This is a genomic window from Veillonella sp. 3913 (genome assembly GCF_003992235.1).
In the GTDB taxonomy this organism is placed as follows: domain Bacteria; phylum Bacillota; class Negativicutes; order Veillonellales; family Veillonellaceae; genus F0422.
Genome location: NZ_RQVF01000005.1, coordinates 12386 through 30714, shown reverse-complemented (window position 1 = coordinate 30714; position 18329 = coordinate 12386). Strand labels below are relative to the sequence as shown.

15 protein-coding genes and 3 tRNA genes are annotated in these 18329 nt (G+C 41.7%); 14 read left to right on the top strand and 4 right to left on the bottom strand.

The annotated features are described in order from the left end of the window. The first annotated feature begins 123 nt into the window (after nt 1-123). A complete protein-coding gene (locus EO113_RS06440) occupies nt 124-1380 on the top strand; it encodes a Glu/Leu/Phe/Val dehydrogenase (RefSeq protein ID WP_127135848.1) in 1257 nt (418 codons plus the stop codon). A gap of 244 nt (nt 1381-1624) precedes the next feature. Here EO113_RS06440 and pyrE read toward each other — a convergent pair whose 3' ends face one another. Together pyrE and pyrF are read right to left on the bottom strand one after the other, a co-directional pair. Further along, entirely contained in the window at nt 1625-2212 is a 588-nt protein-coding gene (gene pyrE / locus EO113_RS06435; protein ID WP_127135847.1) for an orotate phosphoribosyltransferase, read from the bottom strand. Between the two features lie 2 nt (nt 2213-2214). After that, a complete protein-coding gene (gene pyrF, locus EO113_RS06430; protein ID WP_127135846.1) occupies nt 2215-2928 on the bottom strand; it encodes an orotidine-5'-phosphate decarboxylase in 714 nt (237 codons plus the stop codon). Between the two features lie 143 nt (nt 2929-3071). Here pyrF and EO113_RS06425 point away from each other — a divergent pair, with 143 nt between their 5' ends. The 10 genes from EO113_RS06425 to EO113_RS06385 all read left to right on the top strand — a co-directional run bounded on the left by EO113_RS06425 (nt 3072) and on the right by EO113_RS06385 (nt 10690). Continuing rightward, complete coding sequence (locus tag EO113_RS06425; protein ID WP_009353203.1) at nt 3072-3341, top strand: ACT domain-containing protein; 270 nt, start codon at nt 3072-3074, stop codon at nt 3339-3341. Between the two features lie 12 nt (nt 3342-3353). Then, nucleotides 3354-4712 carry a PFL family protein gene (locus EO113_RS06420; protein WP_009353184.1) on the top strand — a complete coding sequence of 453 codons (1359 nt, stop codon included), beginning with the start codon at nt 3354-3356 and terminating at the stop codon, nt 4710-4712. 35 nt (nt 4713-4747) lie between these two features. After that, entirely contained in the window at nt 4748-5704 is a 957-nt protein-coding gene (locus EO113_RS06415) for a 2-hydroxyacid dehydrogenase (RefSeq protein WP_127135845.1), read from the top strand. A gap of 151 nt (nt 5705-5855) precedes the next feature. After that, nucleotides 5856-6929: an iron-containing alcohol dehydrogenase family protein gene (locus EO113_RS06410; RefSeq protein ID WP_127135844.1), complete on the top strand. Its 1074-nt coding sequence runs from the start codon at nt 5856-5858 to the stop codon at nt 6927-6929. A 166-nt stretch (nt 6930-7095) separates the two neighbouring features. Next, entirely contained in the window at nt 7096-8199 is a 1104-nt protein-coding gene (locus EO113_RS06405; RefSeq protein WP_127135843.1) for a P1 family peptidase, read from the top strand. A 59-nt stretch (nt 8200-8258) separates the two neighbouring features. After that, nucleotides 8259-8334, top strand: a tRNA-Asn gene (locus EO113_RS06400). Between the two features lie 5 nt (nt 8335-8339). Next, nucleotides 8340-8414: transfer RNA gene (locus EO113_RS06395), tRNA-Glu, on the top strand. A 3-nt stretch (nt 8415-8417) separates the two neighbouring features. Continuing rightward, nucleotides 8418-8493: transfer RNA gene (locus EO113_RS06390), tRNA-Val, on the top strand. Between the two features lie 821 nt (nt 8494-9314). Next, the gene (locus EO113_RS08340) at nt 9315-9407 is read left to right on the top strand and encodes a putative holin-like toxin (protein WP_369688075.1); all 93 of its coding nucleotides are present in this window, start codon (nt 9315-9317) and stop codon (nt 9405-9407) included. A 341-nt stretch (nt 9408-9748) separates the two neighbouring features. Further along, nucleotides 9749-10690 (top strand): RluA family pseudouridine synthase, encoded by a 942-nt coding sequence (locus EO113_RS06385; protein ID WP_127135842.1) that lies wholly within the window; start codon nt 9749-9751, stop codon nt 10688-10690. A 210-nt stretch (nt 10691-10900) separates the two neighbouring features. Here EO113_RS06385 and prmA read toward each other — a convergent pair whose 3' ends face one another. Together prmA and EO113_RS06375 are read right to left on the bottom strand one after the other, a co-directional pair. Then, nucleotides 10901-11836 (bottom strand): 50S ribosomal protein L11 methyltransferase, encoded by a 936-nt coding sequence (gene prmA, locus EO113_RS06380; RefSeq protein WP_164726344.1) that lies wholly within the window; start codon nt 11834-11836, stop codon nt 10901-10903. A gap of 487 nt (nt 11837-12323) precedes the next feature. Next, nucleotides 12324-13685, bottom strand: a complete 1362-nt coding sequence (locus tag EO113_RS06375) for an amino acid permease (RefSeq protein ID WP_127135840.1) — start codon at nt 13683-13685, stop codon at nt 12324-12326. A gap of 268 nt (nt 13686-13953) precedes the next feature. Here EO113_RS06375 and fusA point away from each other — a divergent pair, with 268 nt between their 5' ends. The 3 genes from fusA to EO113_RS06360 all read left to right on the top strand — a co-directional run bounded on the left by fusA (nt 13954) and on the right by EO113_RS06360 (nt 18184). Beyond that, nucleotides 13954-16023, top strand: coding sequence for an elongation factor G (fusA, locus tag EO113_RS06370; protein WP_127135839.1), 2070 nt, complete (start codon nt 13954-13956; stop codon nt 16021-16023). A gap of 650 nt (nt 16024-16673) precedes the next feature. Beyond that, the gene (locus EO113_RS06365; protein ID WP_127135838.1) at nt 16674-17147 is read left to right on the top strand and encodes a YhcH/YjgK/YiaL family protein; all 474 of its coding nucleotides are present in this window, start codon (nt 16674-16676) and stop codon (nt 17145-17147) included. 128 nt (nt 17148-17275) lie between these two features. Then, a complete protein-coding gene (locus EO113_RS06360; protein ID WP_127135837.1) occupies nt 17276-18184 on the top strand; it encodes a DMT family transporter in 909 nt (302 codons plus the stop codon). Nucleotides 18185-18329: the final 145 nt, after the last annotated feature.

Below are 18329 nucleotides of genomic sequence, written 5' to 3'. Positions count from 1 at the left end.
TTTTAAAGTTTTAATTTACCTATAAAATAAGTAGGATTTTTTGAAAATATATAGTCATAAGGAATGAGTTGTGTTACTATTAGGATATACACATTCTATTTATATGTAAAACGAGGTGGTATTATGGCAAATTACAACCCTTATGAAAATATGCTGCAAACATTAGACTTAGCAGCGGACACATTGGGCATTCCACGCAATGACTATGAAGTGTTGCGTCACCCTGAACGTGAAATGAACGTGGCTATTCCAGTACAAATGGATGATGGACATGTGGAAGTATTTACTGGCTACCGATGCCAACATAGCTCCGTTCTTGGCGCATCTAAAGGTGGATTGCGCTTTCACCCAGATGCAGATGAAAATGAAGTGCGTGCATTAGGTGCTTGGATGACCATCAAAAATGCCATTGCTCATTTACCATATGGTGGTGGCAAAGGCGGTATCAAGGTAGATCCGAAAAAACTAAGTGAAAGAGAGTTGGAACGTTTAACACGTGGTTTCGTTCGTAAAATTGCTCCTATCATTGGAGTAGAACGAGATGTGCCAGCTCCTGATGTGAACACAAATCCGCAAATCATGTCTTGGATTGTCGATGAGTACAGTGCGTCAACTGGTCAATGGACACCAGGGATCGTAACAGGTAAACCATTAGCAATTGGTGGTTCTTTAGGTCGTAATGAAGCAACAGGCCGTGGCTGTATGTTTACATTACTTTCCTACTTGGAAAAACAAGGTAAATCTATTAAAGATTTGACGATTGCTGTACAAGGTTTTGGTAATGTAGGATCTGTTGGTGCTTTATTGATGCATCGTGAAGGTGCTAAAATCGTTGCCATCGGTGATGTACATGGATCTCTGTACAATGCAAACGGCATCGATGTAGAAAAAGCTTACGAATATGCAAACTCTCATGGCCGTTCTTTAGAAGGCTACGAAGAGCCAGGTATGACAAGAATCCCTAATCCAGATTTATTGTTATTGGACGTAGACGTGCTATACTTAGCGGCCTTAGAAAACCAAGTGAACGAAGCCAATATGAAAGAAGTAAAAGCAAAATTAATCTTGGAAGGTGCTAACGGACCATTAACCAAAGATGCAGACTTATACTTCTTTGAAAAAGGTATTCCTGTATTGCCAGACGTATTAGCGAATGGCGGAGGCGTGGTGGTATCCTATTATGAATGGGTACAAAACAAAGCTGGCTTCTACTGGTCTGAAGAAGAAGTAAACGAAAAATTAGCGAAGAACATGAAAAAAAGCTTTGAAGAAGTATGGGCTATGCAAGAAGAGTTTAAAGTATACCCAAGATTGGCTGCGTACATGGTGGCATTGCGTCGTTTAGTAGAAGCATTAAAAATTAAAGGATATAACGGTTAATATATCTGCCCTATCTGCTCATCTTAGATGATGTAATATTTACTAGAGAGCTAGATGTTGTTATCATAACTAGATAGTCAGATGGAAACATAGATTGTAACGGTATATGAGAAAAGGAACTATACAAGATCGAATGATTTTTGCATAGTTCCTTTTTTGTGCATTGTATAGGTTTTACTAAAGAAGAAAGGTCCTCCGTCTATTTTATAATAGACGGGGACCTATTTAGGTATATATCAGAGTTTTATTTAATATGTTTACTGCCACGTTCTGTCATCGGTGTGCCATTTTGGCAAAGTGGGCATGCATCAGCTTCAAATGTTGGTACTGTTAAGTTCAACAAGGCTTGTACTTTTTCTTTTGGTACGCCAAAGTCTGCTTTACCACCGCTGCGGTTTACAAGAAGGCCTACGCCAACGATTTCACCGCTAGCTTCGTTTACAACATCTACTACTTCACGAACGGATCCGCCTGTGGTTACGATGTCTTCTACGATAAGAACACGTTGTCCTTTTTCAATGCGGAAACCACGACGTAATGTCATTTTACCTTTTTCTCGTTCTGTAAAGATAGCACGAGTGCCTAAGGCTTTACCTACTTCGTGAGCCAATAAGATGCCACCAGTCATAGGTCCGATCACAAGCTCTACATTTTGATCTTCAAAACGACGAGCTAACTCTTGGCATAATTGTTCTGTATATTTTGGATGGGATAAGACGTTAAATTTTTCTACATACATAGGGCTGTGAAGGCCAGATGTTAGCAAGAAATGTCCTTCTAAAATAGCTTGTGTGTCGATCAATAATTGTTTTACATTCTCTTCTGTCATCATTTTTAAACTGTCTCCATTTCCTCAACAATTAAACGAACTGCTTCTTGTGGATTTTCTGCTTGTGTAATTGGTCGTCCTACCACAATGCGAGAGGCCCCATCTTGTAAAGCGCTACTAGGGGTAGCAATACGTTTTTGGTCGTTAGTAGCCGCAAACGATGGACGGATACCTGGTGTGACGATTAAGAAATCTTCTCCGCAGGCTTCACGAATAAGTTTCGCTTCTAATGGGGAAGCCACAACACCATCTACACCAGCCTCTTTAGCTAGTTTAGCTAGTTTTACTACATGGTCTGAAATTGGTAAAGACCCACCAATAGCGGACCAGTTTTCATCATCAAAGCTAGTTAGCGCTGTAATCGCCAATAGTTTAGGACGCTCAATGCCTAGTTCAGCAGCTTGTTCTTTGGCAGCGTTCATAGCCGCTTCCATCATCACTTTGCCACCTTGACTGTGGATGGTGATTAACTTGGCCCCCAAACGAGTTAATGATTTAATACCATGGGCTACCGTATTTGGAATATCATGTAACTTCAAGTCAAGAAATACGGATTTATTGTGGTCCCGTAAAAATGCTATAGTTTGTTCACCTGCTGCATAAAATAATTCCATACCAACTTTATAATAGCTGACGGAATCGCCTAAGGATGTTACGATGGATTTCATCTCCTCTAGTGAGGACACATCTAAGGCTACAATTAAACGATCATCTGCCATAGGAACCTCCTTGTTTCACAAATCGTACTATTATTTCATAGTTTATAGTGAAAGTCAAGAACTTTATATATTCGTTGAAATTTAAATGACTATAATTTATAATGAAACTACAATTGGATACGTATTTGATAGGAGATGAAACTATGAAATTAGTTGTGACAGTGGTAGGGCAAGACAGAGTAGGTATTATTGCGGGAGTGACTCGTGTGTTAGCGGACAATGAAGTAAATGTAGTATCCATTAACCAAACTATTTTGGATGGTATCTTTAATATGATCATGATGTGTGAGGTCAGTGACTCCGCTGATTTAAGTGGTATCCAAAAAGCGTTAGCCGCAGAAGGAGAACGATTAGGGGTTCAAATTTTAGCGCAAAATGCAGCCATCTTTTTAAGCATGCATCGTGTGGGATAAGCGAGGGTACCTATGTTAAGTATTGAAAATATTTTAGAAACGAATCGGATGATTCAAGATAATAAGTTAGATGTGCGGACCATCACGATGGGGATTAGCCTATTAGGATGTATCTCGGAAGATGGGGAGCGCATGTGCACTCGTATTTACGACCATATTACGAAGGAAGCAGAATATTTAGTGAAAACAGGGGAAGATTTAGAGCGTGAACTAGGAGTACCTATCATTAATAAACGTATTTCTGTGACACCAATTTCTTTAATTGGTGGTGCCTCCAACTTACCCAACTATGTGTCCATCGCTCGTGCCTTAGATCAAGCAGCAAAAGCAGTAGGTGTAAATTTCATTGGCGGGTTCTCTGCCTTAGTATCGAAAGGGTATACAGAGGGAGATCGCAAGCTCATAGCTTCCATTCCTGAAGCGTTAGCGACAACAGATATCGTGTGTAGCTCCGTAGGTATCGGTTCTACAAAGGCAGGCATCAATATGGATGCAGTGGCTGACATGGGGCACATTGTGAAAGAAACAGCCCGTCTCACAGCCGATAGAGATGCTTTGGGTTGTGCGAAGCTAGTGATTTTCTGCAATCCTGTAGAAGATAATCCGTTCATGGCAGGGGCTTTCCATGGGGTCACAGAAGGTCAGACAACAATTAGTGTTGGCGTCAGTGGTCCCGGAGTAGTAAAACATGCTTTGGAATCTGTAAAAGGTGAACCATTTGATGTAGTAGCGGAAACGATTAAACGGACAGCTTTCAAAATTACTCGTGTGGGACAATTAGTAGCACAAGAGGCATCACGTAGATTGAATAAACAATTTGGTATTATCGATATTTCTTTAGCACCCACACCTGCCGTAGGGGACTCTGTAGCACATGTGCTAGAAGAAATGGGGTTAGAAGCGTGCGGTACCCATGGTACTACGGCAGCTTTGGCCTTGTTGAACGATGCTGTGAAAAAAGGTGGCCTTATGGCATCTTCTCACGTAGGTGGATTAAGTGGTGCTTTCATTCCTGTCAGTGAAGATAAGGGCATGATTGATGCGGTTACATTAGGCAGTTTGTCCTTAGATAAATTAGAAGCTATGACTTGTGTTTGCTCTGTGGGACTAGATATGATTGCTGTCCCTGGGGATACGTCGGCAGCCACTATCTCCGCTATCATTGCAGACGAGGCAGCTATCGGTATGATTAATAATAAAACTACCGCGGTACGACTCATTCCTGTACCAAATAAGACCGTAGGAGATATTGTAGAGTTTGGTGGACTCTTGGGATATGCACCGATTATAAAAGTGCATCCATTTAGTTCGGAAGAGTTCATTCGCCGTGGTGGTCGTATTCCGGCGCCGGTACGTAGTTTGACTAACTAATACCTGTATACTAAGTATGAAAGTGAGGTTATCTCATGAAACAAATTGTTGTGATGGAACCATTAGGAGTATCCGAAACATTGTTACAATCCCTAGCGGAGCCTTTCAAGGCAGAAGGCTATGAACTAGTCGTATACGGCACAAAGGAAACCAATCAAATAAAATTATTGGACCGTGTTCGTCAGGCGTCTATCATTATCTTGGCGAATCAACCTTTGTCAGGTGAGATCATTCGCCAATGTCCAAACTTAGAATTCATATCTGTGGCTTTCACAGGAGTAGACCATATTGATTTGGCGGCATGTCGTGAAAAAGGTATCGTCGTGAGCAATGCGGCAGGCTATTCCACACAAGCCGTTACAGAATTGGTGTTTGGATTAGCTATTTCCGTACTTCGTCATGTATTGCCTTGCGATGGTCGCACACGGACAGGTGGTACAAAAGATGGATTACCTGGATTTGAGCTACACGGTAAAACTTTTGGCGTCGTAGGAACGGGTGCGATTGGTAGTGCTGTGGCTCGCATTGCGAAAGCTTTTGGCTGTAAGGTTATCGCCTATAACCGTTCAGAAAAACCTGAGTTAGTGGCAGAAGGGATTACTTTTACAGACCTAGACACAGTGGTACAAGAAGCAGATATTCTATCCTTACATGTACCATTAACAGAAGAGACACGCCATGTAATTGATGCAACACGCATTGATATGATGAAAGATACAGCCGTGTTAATCAATACGGCGCGTGGACCTGTGGTGGATAACGAAGCTTTGGCGAAAGCCTTGCATGCCGGTAAATTACGTGGCGCAGGCATCGATGTATTTGAAGTAGAACCGCCAATCCCAACAGACCATCCATTATGCGATGCACCTCGTACAGTATTAACACCGCACATTGCCTTTGCGAGCCAAGAAGCATTTGTTACACGGGCTCATATCGTGATGGATAATATTGTGGCATTCCTAAATGGGGAACCTATGAATCGGGTGTGCTAAGATATTCATAGAAATCACATATAACCATAGCACTATATATACACATCTCCTATAGTGATTGCAATTTCCTTTCAATCGTCCTATAATACTTTGTATTACGTTTTAACATACAATGGTACGCCCTAAATGGACTCATAGAAAGGATGATTGGATGAGACCTGTACATACATTACCAAGCTATAGCTTTGGAGGACACGAAATTTTTGACACCATAGGAGAGTATACGAAACAGTTAGGCAAGAAAACTGTTATTATCGGTGGAGATACATCGTTATCTGTGGCATTACCCTTCTTGCAACCAGCCTTAGAAAATGCAGGGGTTGAAGTGCTAGAGGTGGTATATTTTGGCGGTGAATGTGCCTATGCAGTAACGAATGAATTAGCGAAAAAGGAATCCTTGCGAGCAGCTGACTTCCTTATCGGTGTGGGTGGTGGTAAAGCCTTAGATACCACAAAATTGACTAGTATTGAATTAGGGGATATTCCGGTGATTACAGTGCCTACCATTGCTGCTACTTGTGCAGCCACATCGGAGGCGATTGCCATCTATACCTTGGACCATACCTTTGACAGCGTAGCCTTCCTAAAACGTCCTGCCGTTCATACATTTATTGATGCAGACATTTTAGTGAAAGCCCCAAGTCAATATTTCTGGGCAGGTATGGGTGATACCATAGCGAAGCATTATGAAACGCATATGGCTACACGTGGTCGCGATTTGTCTTACAATGTACAAGTGGGCTTATCTTTGTCTAAGATGTGTGCAGAGCCTATCTTCGCTCATGGTCGTGAAGCTCTTACTGCTAATGAAAAGGGAGAACGTAACCGCCTTTTTGATGAATTGGTGATGGCCGTTGTACTGACCACTGGTATCGTTTCTGGATGCATGCCGGGAGACTTTAATAGCACTATTGCGCATGCTGTTTGCTACGGCTGTGCCGAAGATCCTCATACGGAAGAACACCACCTTCACGGTGAAATGGTAGCCTATGGTTTATTGGTGTTATTTGCAGCAGACAAGCAAGATGATGAGTTACGTCGCTGGTTGCCAGTGTATCGTCAAATTGGATGGCCTACGAAGCTTTCAGATATGGGATTAACCACAGAGCATATCCCGATGATTGTGAAAAAAGCAGCCTCCGTTCGTGACGTGGTCATCAGTCCTTATGTAGTAACAGAAGAATTGCTTACAGAAGCCATTTTGAAAGTAGAAGCGCATAACTAATTATCAACAGGTATCTCTAGTAGAAAGAGGTACCTGTTTGTGCTATGATGAGGGTATGCTTACACTATACATTAGAATGGCGTATTCTAGGAACATGAGATAAACAGTTGGTACATGATTAGGACGATAAGTGCTAACAATGAGAAGACAGGAGTAATAGACGACGATGGAACGAATTACGTGGAATGACATAGACTTTGTAAAGGTAGGAAATGCTACAGATGCTGTAGGTAAAACGGGTTTGACCGTATTGCGCTTTCCTCAGGCGGCTCAAGGGGGGCTGCACATCAGTGGCGGTGGTCCTGCGGCCCGTGAAAGCGGTGTCCTAGATCCGACGACAGCGCCAACGCCGGTGAATGCCTTGGTCTTAGGTGGAGGATCCGCCTTTGGGCTATGTGCCGGCGATGGTATCATGCAATCCTTAGAAGCACGGAATATTGGATTTCCTACAGCTTATGGCGTAGTTCCCATTGTATGCCAAAGCGATATATATGACTTGTCTTATGGCAATCCAAAAGCACGTCCTACGGTAGAGATGGCATATGATGCCTGTGAAAGGACTTTCATAAGCACAGAACCTATGTCTGGCAATGTAGGTGCTGGCACAGGGGCAACAGTAGGAAAAGTGTGTGGTATGGAACGGGCTATGAAAGGCGGTATCGGTTATGCGGCGGCGAAACTAGGGGACCTCATAGTGGGCGCCGTCGTGGTAGTAAATGCCTGTGGCAATGTGTACGATCAACAGGGTCGTGCCCTAGGGGGTGTCATGGATGAAGGGCGCCAGCACATATTGGATGCTTGTCAGCTGATGTTTGACCAATATGAAGGAATTAGTGAAAGTAAACCTATGTTAGGTACATCTGTGAAATCTAGCGAGGGGAATGATTCGTTACAGGATGGTCATTTCCAATGTGAAGCAGTCCTAGGTATGGAAAAAGGAAACACTACCATCGGCGCTATCGTGACGAATGCTACCTTTCATAAAGGCGAATTAACTAAGATTGCCATGATGGCTACTAATGGCTATGCACGGTCTATTCGACCGGTGGGGACCCTGTCCGATGGAGATACAATTTACGCCTTTTCTGTAACTGCAGAGTCTAAAAATCTGTGTGAGATAAGTAAGCCTATAGTAGGCGATGTGAATGTGGTAGGTACTTTGGCTGCGGAGTTAATGTGCGAAGCTATTGAAGATGCTATGCGATCTAGCAAGATAGATAATTCCGAGTTTTTAGCAAATATAATTGATTTACACGAAGTGAAAATTTAAAGTATATAAAAAATACTTGCATTTTATATGAAAGTACTATATAATAACTATTGTATTATTCCTCGATAGCTCAGCAGGTAGAGCAATCGGCTGTTAACCGATCGGTCGTAGGTTCGAGTCCTACTCGAGGAGCCATACAAGGCCCGTTGGTCAAGCGGTTAAGACACCGCCCTTTCACGGCGGTATCGGGGGTTCGATTCCCCCACGGGTCACCATATGGACGATTAGCTCAGCTGGGAGAGCGCCTGCCTTACAAGCAGGATGTCGGCAGTTCGATCCTGTCATCGTCCACCATAGCTAAGAACCATCCGAATGGATGGTTCTTTTTTATGTCGGCATTTGTGTCGTCACTTATGATGCTATGTAGCCTGTGGCGTTCTTAACTTAATGGCAAAAGGGAAGAGCACGGTATACCCCTCTCAAACGGCATTTCATGATGTTTGTTTGGGGCACACCGTGCTCTTCTTGCGTTTGTGAGAGTTAGGTAGTAAGGGAACGCCACAAGGTTACTACGCCTAACTGCGTTCCTCAGGGGAAGGTTACTAAATAGTAAAAGGGAAGAGCACAGTATACTCCTCTCAAACGGCATTTCATGATGTTTGTTCGGGGCACACCGTGCTCTTCTTGTGCTTGTATGATTTAGGTAAAAAGGAACGCCACAAGGCTACTACTCGTAACGGCGTTCCTCAGGGGGAGGTTGTTTTGGACTACGTTGTGATTTTCTGTGTGTAGGATATTGGTATGAATGCCATAAGGTGTAACTATATTATGGTACTGTTTCTATGAGAGTATTACAAGGCTGTGTATGCTTACAAGTTGGGGAGTTGGTGTATACTTTAGGTAATATAATTAGAGAAAAAATCTAGGAGGGATAGCTATGAGCGGATTTGTGCAGCCAGATAAAGAGGCAGAAAAAGCATTTCGGAAGATGGTGAAGGATAGTATTCTATTGATGCTAGCATCGTTATAATAAAAAGCTGTAACACAATGTACTATTGGGTCACAGCTTTTATATTTATTCGTTCGAAAATAATACACATTATGACGAACATATGTTATACTGTTAATGAAGAGTAAAACGTGGTTTAGGTTCATCTCCGAAAGGGGGTGATGCTATGTCAGTATTTGAAATACTTTCCCTAGGGATTAATTTCTTAATGCTCATAGTAGCGATTATCACCTTATATGTAATACTACAACGTAAGTAGTGTTTCTATAAAAGAAACCGTGCCTAATGTAAAGAGAAGTATCTCATCACGTTAGGCACAAAAATCAATTTTTTGATGAGCCTAACGCGCCACACGTTTTGCTCTTCTTTATATATAGGATAGCATATTTTGCAAAAAAGGTAAATGCAATCGTCTTTATATAAGGTCAAATATGGTAAAATATAGGTAGAATAGCAGAGGAAAAGATAGTATAAAGTGGGAAACCGTGAAAAGGTTTTTTGCTATATTTTGACCAAATTATGGATAGACCCAATAAGGTCTAAAAGATACGTATTGGAAGATGACTTAGGCACCAATAACTAAGATGAAATGGAAAATCTATGAAAGACAAACGAACGTTAACATATACAATTGAAAATACGATAGCACCGACGTTAGGGGAATGGCTAGATATTCATCAATTTCCTCGGAAAACGATGAAAGAACTCTTCGGGGCCAAGGCTGTTCGATTAGATGGACAACTGTGTACGGCGAAATCTGAACTTTCACAGGGGATGGTATTAGAAATTATCCCTTTAAAAGAGAGCCTTGACCACGATTCAATAGAAATACCCTTAACAATAGTCTATGAAGATGAAGATATTCTTATTGTAGATAAAGCATCAGGAATCACGATGAATTCGAAAGAACAAGTATCCTTAGCGAATGGAGTAGCCCACTATTTTAAAATACATAAGATTTACGGAAAAGTACGATTTTTAAATCGTTTGGATCGAGACACGTCTGGATTGGTAGTAGTAGCCAAGCATGGTTTGGCACAGCACTTTTACCAAATGCAGATGGATGACAATCGGTTGGAAAAATGGTACCGAGCGACGGTACAAGGGCGATTGGCACAAGCTCATGAGGTACTAGAATTACCTATCCGCAAAAGTGCAGATGGCATCCATCAAGAGGTACACCCAGAGGGTGTGATGACAAAAACGGAATATGAAGTACTACACTATGATGCGGCACAAGATACAACAGATGTGCGTATTCGCTTGTGGACGGGCAAGACCCATCAAATTCGAGTGACTATGGCACATATAGGATATCCCTTGGTATATGATCCGTTGTATGCTGATGAGGGAGTGTTGGAATCCAGACAGAGTGCATGGGGGATAGATGAGGCACAATGTCATAAAGGCTTACAACAAGAGGTAACGAATACAGCGAAAGGACAGATAAAAGACATAGGCAAGACGTTTGCTCTCAGGGCTTATCGTTTAGTGTGCTATCAGATGCGAACAGGTGAGCAAATCGTAATAGAAGTACAATAGCCGTATATTGTTATAGCTGTAGTTACTAACCTAATTCTTACCAATGCTATAAAAAACGCAAAAAAATACGAAAACTAAAATCGTGCGCGAAATCGCGGTTTTTGTGTGTGAAAATCTTAGAATCGTGCTTTTTTGTTCCATATTTAGTTTCTATGTGTGATATAAGAATCTATCGCTATTATGTTGTAGGGATGACCATGGCACTCTCCACTATTTATGGCAGGTAATGCACACCCAGTTGTTTTCTGTGGTGGTAGATAAATTGATAAATCCAGCCGCTGAGGCTGCATCGATAAGTGTTTGTTCCTCTCCCTCTTGAATGCCACTCATGATGAAGACTCCCTTTGGTTCTAGACAACGGTAGGCATCGTCTAATAAACGTAACAAGATAGGGGTAATAATATTAGCCACGATGAGAGAGGCTGTTTCCACCACGCCTTCTAATAAATTATTTGTTTGTACAGTCACCACGGATTCCAATTGATTCATTGCCACATGGTTACGAGCGTTGGCTGTGGCTGTTTCATCTAGGTCAAAGGCTGTGACAGACTGAGCTTCAAGGGCTCCTGCGGATAAGGCGATAATGCCAGACCCTGTGCCCACGTCGAAGACCGTACTTTTAGGGGTTAAATGCTGAGACATCGCTTGGATCGCCAATCGTGTAGTAGGATGGTCGCCAGTACCAAAGGCAATGCCTGGTTCGATGCGGATCACACGTTCATCATCGCGAGGACTATACTCCGCCCAATCGGGAATAATCGTCAAATGTTCCGTCATTGAAATCGGAGGATATTGTGTTTTCCAATCATCCCAACCAGACTCATCAGCCATAGTAATAGATAGATTGAGGGGGCCGAAATCCATGGTGAAAGTACTTTGTAACTGCTGAATCTCACTGTTGATGAGAGCTTCTAAGTCATCGACAGCATATAGGTCGGGATCGATATAAGCTTTCACAGTCACATCAGAGGAATCATACAGCTCCTCACGGTCTGGTTTGATAATACCAAATCCATCATCTGTGAGTTGATCAAATTCATAGGGATCTTCCGTATAGACCCCTTCTGCACCTAGTGCGAGCAATGTATCTGTCATAAGTTCGGATGCTTCATGCGTCGTGGTCAGTGTAATTTCTAGCCATGCCATAGTGGTACCTCGTAAATAAAATGCAAATAAAACACAAATACAACGTAAATATAGTGTATGTATAACATAACAAAAGCATAACGTAATCATAAGCGGTTATATTATCATGTATACTAACGTATCTGTAGTTCGAAGTCGTGTTCACCGTTACTAATGACGACGTTAGTTATCACTAGTATACTATCATATCTGTCATACTTAGCGAAACCGCTTCTTGTAGGAAATTCTAAATATAGTACTATCTAATACATAGGGAGCACTTTCATTTGCAAAAACTGCGATTTTTTTCATTGAAGAAAAATTCATTTGCAAAAAGCACGAAAATTTCCGTTGAAAGTTTGTCTTGTTACCAAGGTGGGAAAAGTGCTGCATTTTAAATTAAATGTGGGTATACTCAAGTCGTGCTAAAGACTTATAAATTCATACTAGTAGTGACAAAAGAAAAGGATAGCCGAGTCAACCTCAGTTATCCTTTTTGCGTTACATATTATTTTTTCTTAAGTTTGTACGCAATGTACAGAGCACCAATCCACACGGGAATGATGTAGATGGATGTGCGCATGGAATCCATTGTTAACATAACGCCTACTGCCATAGCGATGAAGGCAAAGCAGAAGTAATTTGTAAACGGATACAAGATGGATTTGAATTTCAATTCATCAAGGCGACCCTCACGAGCAAAGCGTTTGCGGAATTTAAGGTGCGTCACTGGAATGATGAACCATGCAATGATGAGACCAGCTACGATGATAGCCAATAATTGTAGGAACACATCACTAGCACTTGGGAAGATGTATGTTAAGAATACAACGATCAAGGCTAGGGCTGCACAGAATAAGGTTGCAATCAATGGCACCCCTGTAGCAGTTAAGTGCTTGAAGATTTTAGGCGCATCACCAGATAATGCCATGCTGTGCAAAATACGAGAGTTACTGTATAGTAAGCTATTGTACACAGATAAGGCGGCCACTACAACAACGAAGTTCAAGATATGTGCTGCTGCAGGAATGCCGATGTTCGTAAAGATTTGGACAAATGGACTCGCATGAGTACCTAATTCATTCCATGGAGATAGTGCCATGATGATAGTCATCGTACCTACATAGAAAATCAGGATACGAGCTAACAACTCGTTAATCGCTTTTGGTAACGTTTTTTCAGGATTTTCAGCTTCCCCAGCAGTGATACCAATGAGTTCCACCCCACCAAAGGAGAACATCACCACAGCGATAGAAGCGATAAAACCATACGCACCATTCGGGAACAACCCGCCATGAACCCAAAGGTTAGAGAAGTTTTGCGGGAATGTACCCATATCTCCGAAGAAGATGAGGAAGATACCGAAGCCAATCATAGCAATGATAGCAACCACTTTAATGAGTGATGCAAAAAATTCCACTTCTCCATAGGCACGTACATTGATGAGATTAATCGCCGTCACTAATGTAATACAAGCTAGTGTAGTGATCCAATGGGGAATGCCAGGTAACCAGAAATCTAAGTATACTGAAATAGCAGCAAGTTCCGCCATACTGGCAAGCATGTACACAATCCAGTAATTCCAGCCAGATAAATAGCCAGCAAAGGAAGACCAATATTTACTTGCAAAATAAGTAAAAGAGCCAGACACAGGTTCACGAACTGACATTTCTCCTAGCATACGCATTAAAAAGAAAATAAAGATACCAGTTAATAAATAGGAGAAAATAACACCTGGTCCTACTAATTGGATTGTTGGTGCGGATCCGTAGAAAAGGCCGGTCCCCACAGAGGCGCCTAAGGCGATCATTTGCATGTGTCGACTTTTCAGTCCACGATGCAATGACGTCTTTGATTCATTATCTTTCATACTATATAACTCCCTTCCCATGTATGTTCTGAAATGATATATCTAATAGAATACCATAAACTATAGAATTAACCTAGTAAAATTTTAGTTTAGTAGAGAAGTAACGGATATATAGGTAACTATAAGTGATACTAGTTTTTTTCATACATGACTCTATACTATGCGTAATTTGCATATATAAAATCCAGTATATTCAAAGGAGTTTATAAAAGTATGTAGAATTACTTAAACAATAGACTGTTTTCGGCTGTAAAGGAGGACGATGTTCATGAAAGAATATACTAGTGATTTGATCAGAAACGTGGCGGTGGTCTCCCATGACGGGGCGGGTAAAACAGCATTAGTAGAGGCATTATTATTGTCTTGTGGTGCTGTAGACTTTGTTGGTAAAGGTCAAGATAATAAACATATTATGGACTTTGAGCCAGAAGAAATTAAACGGAATGTCACTATCCAATTAGGCATGGCGCCTTGTGAATGGAAAGGTCATAAAATTAACTTCATCGATACTCCAGGTTATTCTGAGTTTCATGGGGAAGTGCGGTCTGCTTTGCGTGCAGCAGACGGCATGCTTATGGTATTATCTGCTGGTACAGGCGTAGAAATCGATACCATTCGTGCTTGGGAGTATGGCGTAGAATTACAAATGCCTCGTATGGCTTTCATCAATAAAATGGACGTTGAAAAAGCAGACTTCTTTGGCACCTTGGAAAAGATGCGGGAATTATTTGGTAAAGCGATTATGCCACTGCAAATTCCAATCGGTGGAGGGCCTACTTTCAAAGGTGTCGTAGACGTAGCAAAACGCACTGCCTATGTCTATGAAAATGGTAAGATGACCGAAGTAGAAGTGCCGGCAGAGCTATCTGATAAAGTAGAAGAAATTCGTGAAATGACTGTGGAAGCGGCTGCAGAGGGTAATGATACATTATTAGAAAAATATTTAGATGGACAAGAATTGACCTTAGAAGAAATTCGTCAAGGTTTGCGTGAAGGCATGTTGACGGGCCGTGTATGTCCTGTCATGTGTGGTACTGTCTTGAGCCGTATAGGTATGGACCAAGTCTTAGATCGTATGATCCGCTATATGCCAGATGCAACGAAAAAAGTGATGACCGCTATCGGTGTGGACTCTCAAGAGGAACATATCGTGGTGGCAGATAAACCGTTTACTGGTTTCGTATTTAAAACAATCCTTGATCCATTTGCAGGAAAACAAAGTTTTGTCCGTGTATTCTCTGGGGAATTGAAAGTAGGAGATAAACTCTATAATGTGACCCGTGATGTAGAAGAAAAATGGGGTAAAATGGTAACCTTAATTGGTAAACAACAAGTGCCAGTAGAGGTAGCAAAAGCTGGGGATATCGTAGTCATTCCTAAATTAGCAGAAACGAAAACAGGAGATACCTTTGGTACAGCGGAATTTAAAGTACAATATGCACCAATTCGTTTCCCACAACCACTTTACCGCATCGCTATGGTACCAGAGAAAAAAGGGGAAGAGGAAAAATTAGCGAATGCTTTGGGACGTATTTCTGAAGAAGATCCAACTTGTGAAGTGGTGAAAGATGTGGAAGGTCGTCAAATGCAAGTGCGTTGTATGGGCGATGTCCATTTAGAACATATTTTACAAAAAATGGAACGCAAATATGGAGTGCGTGCTAAATTAGAAACACCGTATATTCCATATCGTGAAACCATTCGTGGCACAGTGGAAGTAGAAGGTAAACATAAAAAGCAAAGTGGTGGTCATGGTCAATATGGTCATGTGAAACTTGGTATTGCCCCATTATATGAAGGTGAGTTCGAGTTTATCGACAAAATCTTTGGCGGTGCTGTGCCACGTCAATACATTCCAGCTGTAGAAAAAGGTGTTCGTGAAACGTTGGAAAAAGGTCTTTTGGCAGGGTATCCAATGATTGGTATCCAAGTGACATTATTAGACGGTTCCTATCATACAGTGGACTCCTCGGAGTTGGCATTCAAAATGGCAGCAGCTCAAGCTTTGAAAAAAGGTGTGCCTGATGCGAAACCTATCTTGTTAGAGCCAGTCTACAATGTGAATGTCATCGGACCAGAAGAATTTATGGGCGATATCATGGGTGATTTGAATAGCCGCCGTGGTCGCGTACTCGGTATGGACCAAGGTGTACGTGAAGGAATCACTGTGGTGAAAGCCCAAGTTCCATTGGTGGAAATGCTAGATTATGTAACAGTATTGCGCTCCATGACACAAGGACAAGGTGTGTTTAATATGGAGTTCAATGGATACGAAGAAGTGCCACATAAACAAGCAGAAACAATCATTGCAGGATTTGCGGGTCACGAAGAGTCGTAACTTGTGATGCTATGTAGCCTGTGGTGTTCTTAACTTAATGCAAAAGGGAAGAGCACGGTATACCCCTCACAAACGGTATTTCATAATGTATCGTCTCTTGTTAGGTTATGCAGCCTATGGCGTTCTTAACTGAATAGGGCAAAGGGAAGAGCACGACACATTCCTCCGCAAACTGATACAGTGGTTAGGTTTGCTCCGGAACATGCCGTGCTCTTCTTGCGTATGTGTAATTTAGTTAGTAAAGAGACGCCACAAGGCTACTACTCGTAACGGCGTTTCTCAATAATTCAACTCATTGATCTAGTAAAATAGACAATGAAAAAGCCTAACGTATAAGGTCTATCATACCTTAACACGTTAGGCAATTTCTGCTTCTATAGTTCTTGAGATGAGCCTAACGCTAGCTGCACGTTGGTGGCTCTTCCTTTGTTGTTTTTAGTATAGCATAGTTTGTGAGAGAATAAAAGTAGAGTTTCTTGTGTGGCATAATTTAGGGAATAATGGAATGCTGTAGGGTGGCTTTGTATTACTAGGATTCTCAGAATTTGTGTTTGACCTTATATGGTGTTGCTAGTATAGTAGATAGAGATAGATACGATTCATAGGGCGCTGTGGGGTGCCTTTTATATACGGAGATAAAGGAGTAAGTCATGATATATCAAAATATTGCGATTGATTATACACAGTTTCGGTATCCGAAAGCGGTAGAGCGAGCTCTTGAGTTTTTGAAAGCGCATGATTTCACGACATTTGCAGGTGGTCGCTACCCCATAGAGGGTGACTTGATGTATGCCAATGTGGATATTGTAAACACAAGGGTCTATGAGGAGACGAAGATTGAAGGGCACAAGGATTACATGGATGTGCAATTTCTAGTAGCTGGAGAAGAGCAAATGGAGATTCTCATTCGTCAAACTTTTCCGGACGTGGTTGAGGCTTTTGATGACAAGGATTGTTACTTTTACGATCCTACAGAAAGTGGCATGGTAAAAATTGATGTACGCCCAGGGGATTATTGTATTTTTTATCCTGGAGAATTGCATCGCACCTTGATTGCACCGAATGAGGTACAAGAAATTCGCAAGGTCGTGGTAAAGATTCATAAAAGTCTATTAGCCGAATAAGATTAGGCGTTGACTGCACATTATGATGCTATATAATCTTACACAGACACAGACATGATGTAGCGATGATGGTAATTAGATATTCCGTGAATTGTTAATAATTTGTAAGGGTTGTAAAAGGAGGGACTATGAACGCATATGTAATGAAAGGTATGTTACTAATTGCATTAGGCGCCGTTCTATGGGGCTTTTCTGGAATGTGCTCACAATTTGTGCAACAACAGCGGATGATGTCGGCAGAATGGGTAGTAGCTATGCGCCTTGTCATTGCTGGTGTGATTACGGTAGTAGCGGCCTTTTACCAAGGAAGAGCTTCTATTTTTAAGGTTTTTTCTGACTGGAAAGATACATTGCGGTTGGTTATATTTGGTGTCCTTGGTATGTGGATGTGCCAATATACCTATTTTAAAGCGATTGCCTATGCAGGGGCAGGGATTGCGACGGTCTTACAATATGTAGGTCCTGCATTGATTATTTTATACATATCTATTACACGCTTAACGTTACCAAGGGTGGCAGAAGTAGTCAGTGTAGTACTAGCTACGGTGGGGACCGCGATTATTGCTTTACAAGGTGTGTGGGATATATCAGCGTTAGATGATACACTTCTAACCTGGGGGATGCTATCTGCTGTAGCAGTTGGTATTTATACGCTGCAACCAGTGCCACTATTGAAAAAGTATGGTACGGCACCTATCGTGGGCTTTGGCATGCTTATCGGAGGGGCCTTTGCGTGGATTGCTACACAACCAAGTTCTGAAGGGATTGTGTGGGATTGGTGGACCTATGGTGGGTTTTGGAGTATCATCATTTTTGGCACAGTAGTCTCTTTTAATGCATACCTAGAAGGGGTGCGACGAGTAGGTGCTGTGACGGGATCGATACTTTCATCCATAGAACCTATTTCGGCAGCGGTACTGGCATGGTTGTTGTTGGGCAATGAGTTCACACAGTGGGATATCATAGGTATGACCCTTATCATTGTTACAATATTTATCTTGGCATGGGATAAAGGTCGCGCTACAAATAAAAGTTGACCGAATCTATAATTCGTGGTAGAACTAATAAATACAGAATGAAGGGTACAGATGCTTGTAAAAGTAGCTGTACCTTATTAGTAAGTGGGGGCATCTTAAAGCCTGTATAGGGTAGATAGATACGTTTCTTGAGGTTGCGTGTAGG

What these genes read in the sequence shown, in the direction of transcription:
- EO113_RS06440 (WP_127135848.1), top strand. Translation starts at nt 124, where the DNA reads ATGGCAAATTACAACCCTTATGAAAATATGCTGCAAACATTAGACTTA.
- pyrE (WP_127135847.1), bottom strand. Translation starts at nt 2,212, where the DNA reads ATGATGACAGAAGAGAATGTAAAACAATTATTGATCGACACACAAGCT.
- pyrF (WP_127135846.1), bottom strand. Translation starts at nt 2,928, where the DNA reads ATGGCAGATGATCGTTTAATTGTAGCCTTAGATGTGTCCTCACTAGAG.
- EO113_RS06425 (WP_009353203.1), top strand. Translation starts at nt 3,072, where the DNA reads ATGAAATTAGTTGTGACAGTGGTAGGGCAAGACAGAGTAGGTATTATT.
- EO113_RS06420 (WP_009353184.1), top strand. Translation starts at nt 3,354, where the DNA reads ATGTTAAGTATTGAAAATATTTTAGAAACGAATCGGATGATTCAAGAT.
- EO113_RS06415 (WP_127135845.1), top strand. Translation starts at nt 4,748, where the DNA reads ATGAAACAAATTGTTGTGATGGAACCATTAGGAGTATCCGAAACATTG.
- EO113_RS06410 (WP_127135844.1), top strand. Translation starts at nt 5,856, where the DNA reads ATGAGACCTGTACATACATTACCAAGCTATAGCTTTGGAGGACACGAA.
- EO113_RS06405 (WP_127135843.1), top strand. Translation starts at nt 7,096, where the DNA reads ATGGAACGAATTACGTGGAATGACATAGACTTTGTAAAGGTAGGAAAT.
- EO113_RS08340 (WP_369688075.1), top strand. Translation starts at nt 9,315, where the DNA reads ATGTCAGTATTTGAAATACTTTCCCTAGGGATTAATTTCTTAATGCTC.
- EO113_RS06385 (WP_127135842.1), top strand. Translation starts at nt 9,749, where the DNA reads ATGAAAGACAAACGAACGTTAACATATACAATTGAAAATACGATAGCA.
- prmA (WP_164726344.1), bottom strand. Translation starts at nt 11,836, where the DNA reads ATGGCATGGCTAGAAATTACACTGACCACGACGCATGAAGCATCCGAA.
- EO113_RS06375 (WP_127135840.1), bottom strand. Translation starts at nt 13,685, where the DNA reads ATGAAAGATAATGAATCAAAGACGTCATTGCATCGTGGACTGAAAAGT.
- fusA (WP_127135839.1), top strand. Translation starts at nt 13,954, where the DNA reads ATGAAAGAATATACTAGTGATTTGATCAGAAACGTGGCGGTGGTCTCC.
- EO113_RS06365 (WP_127135838.1), top strand. Translation starts at nt 16,674, where the DNA reads ATGATATATCAAAATATTGCGATTGATTATACACAGTTTCGGTATCCG.
- EO113_RS06360 (WP_127135837.1), top strand. Translation starts at nt 17,276, where the DNA reads ATGAACGCATATGTAATGAAAGGTATGTTACTAATTGCATTAGGCGCC.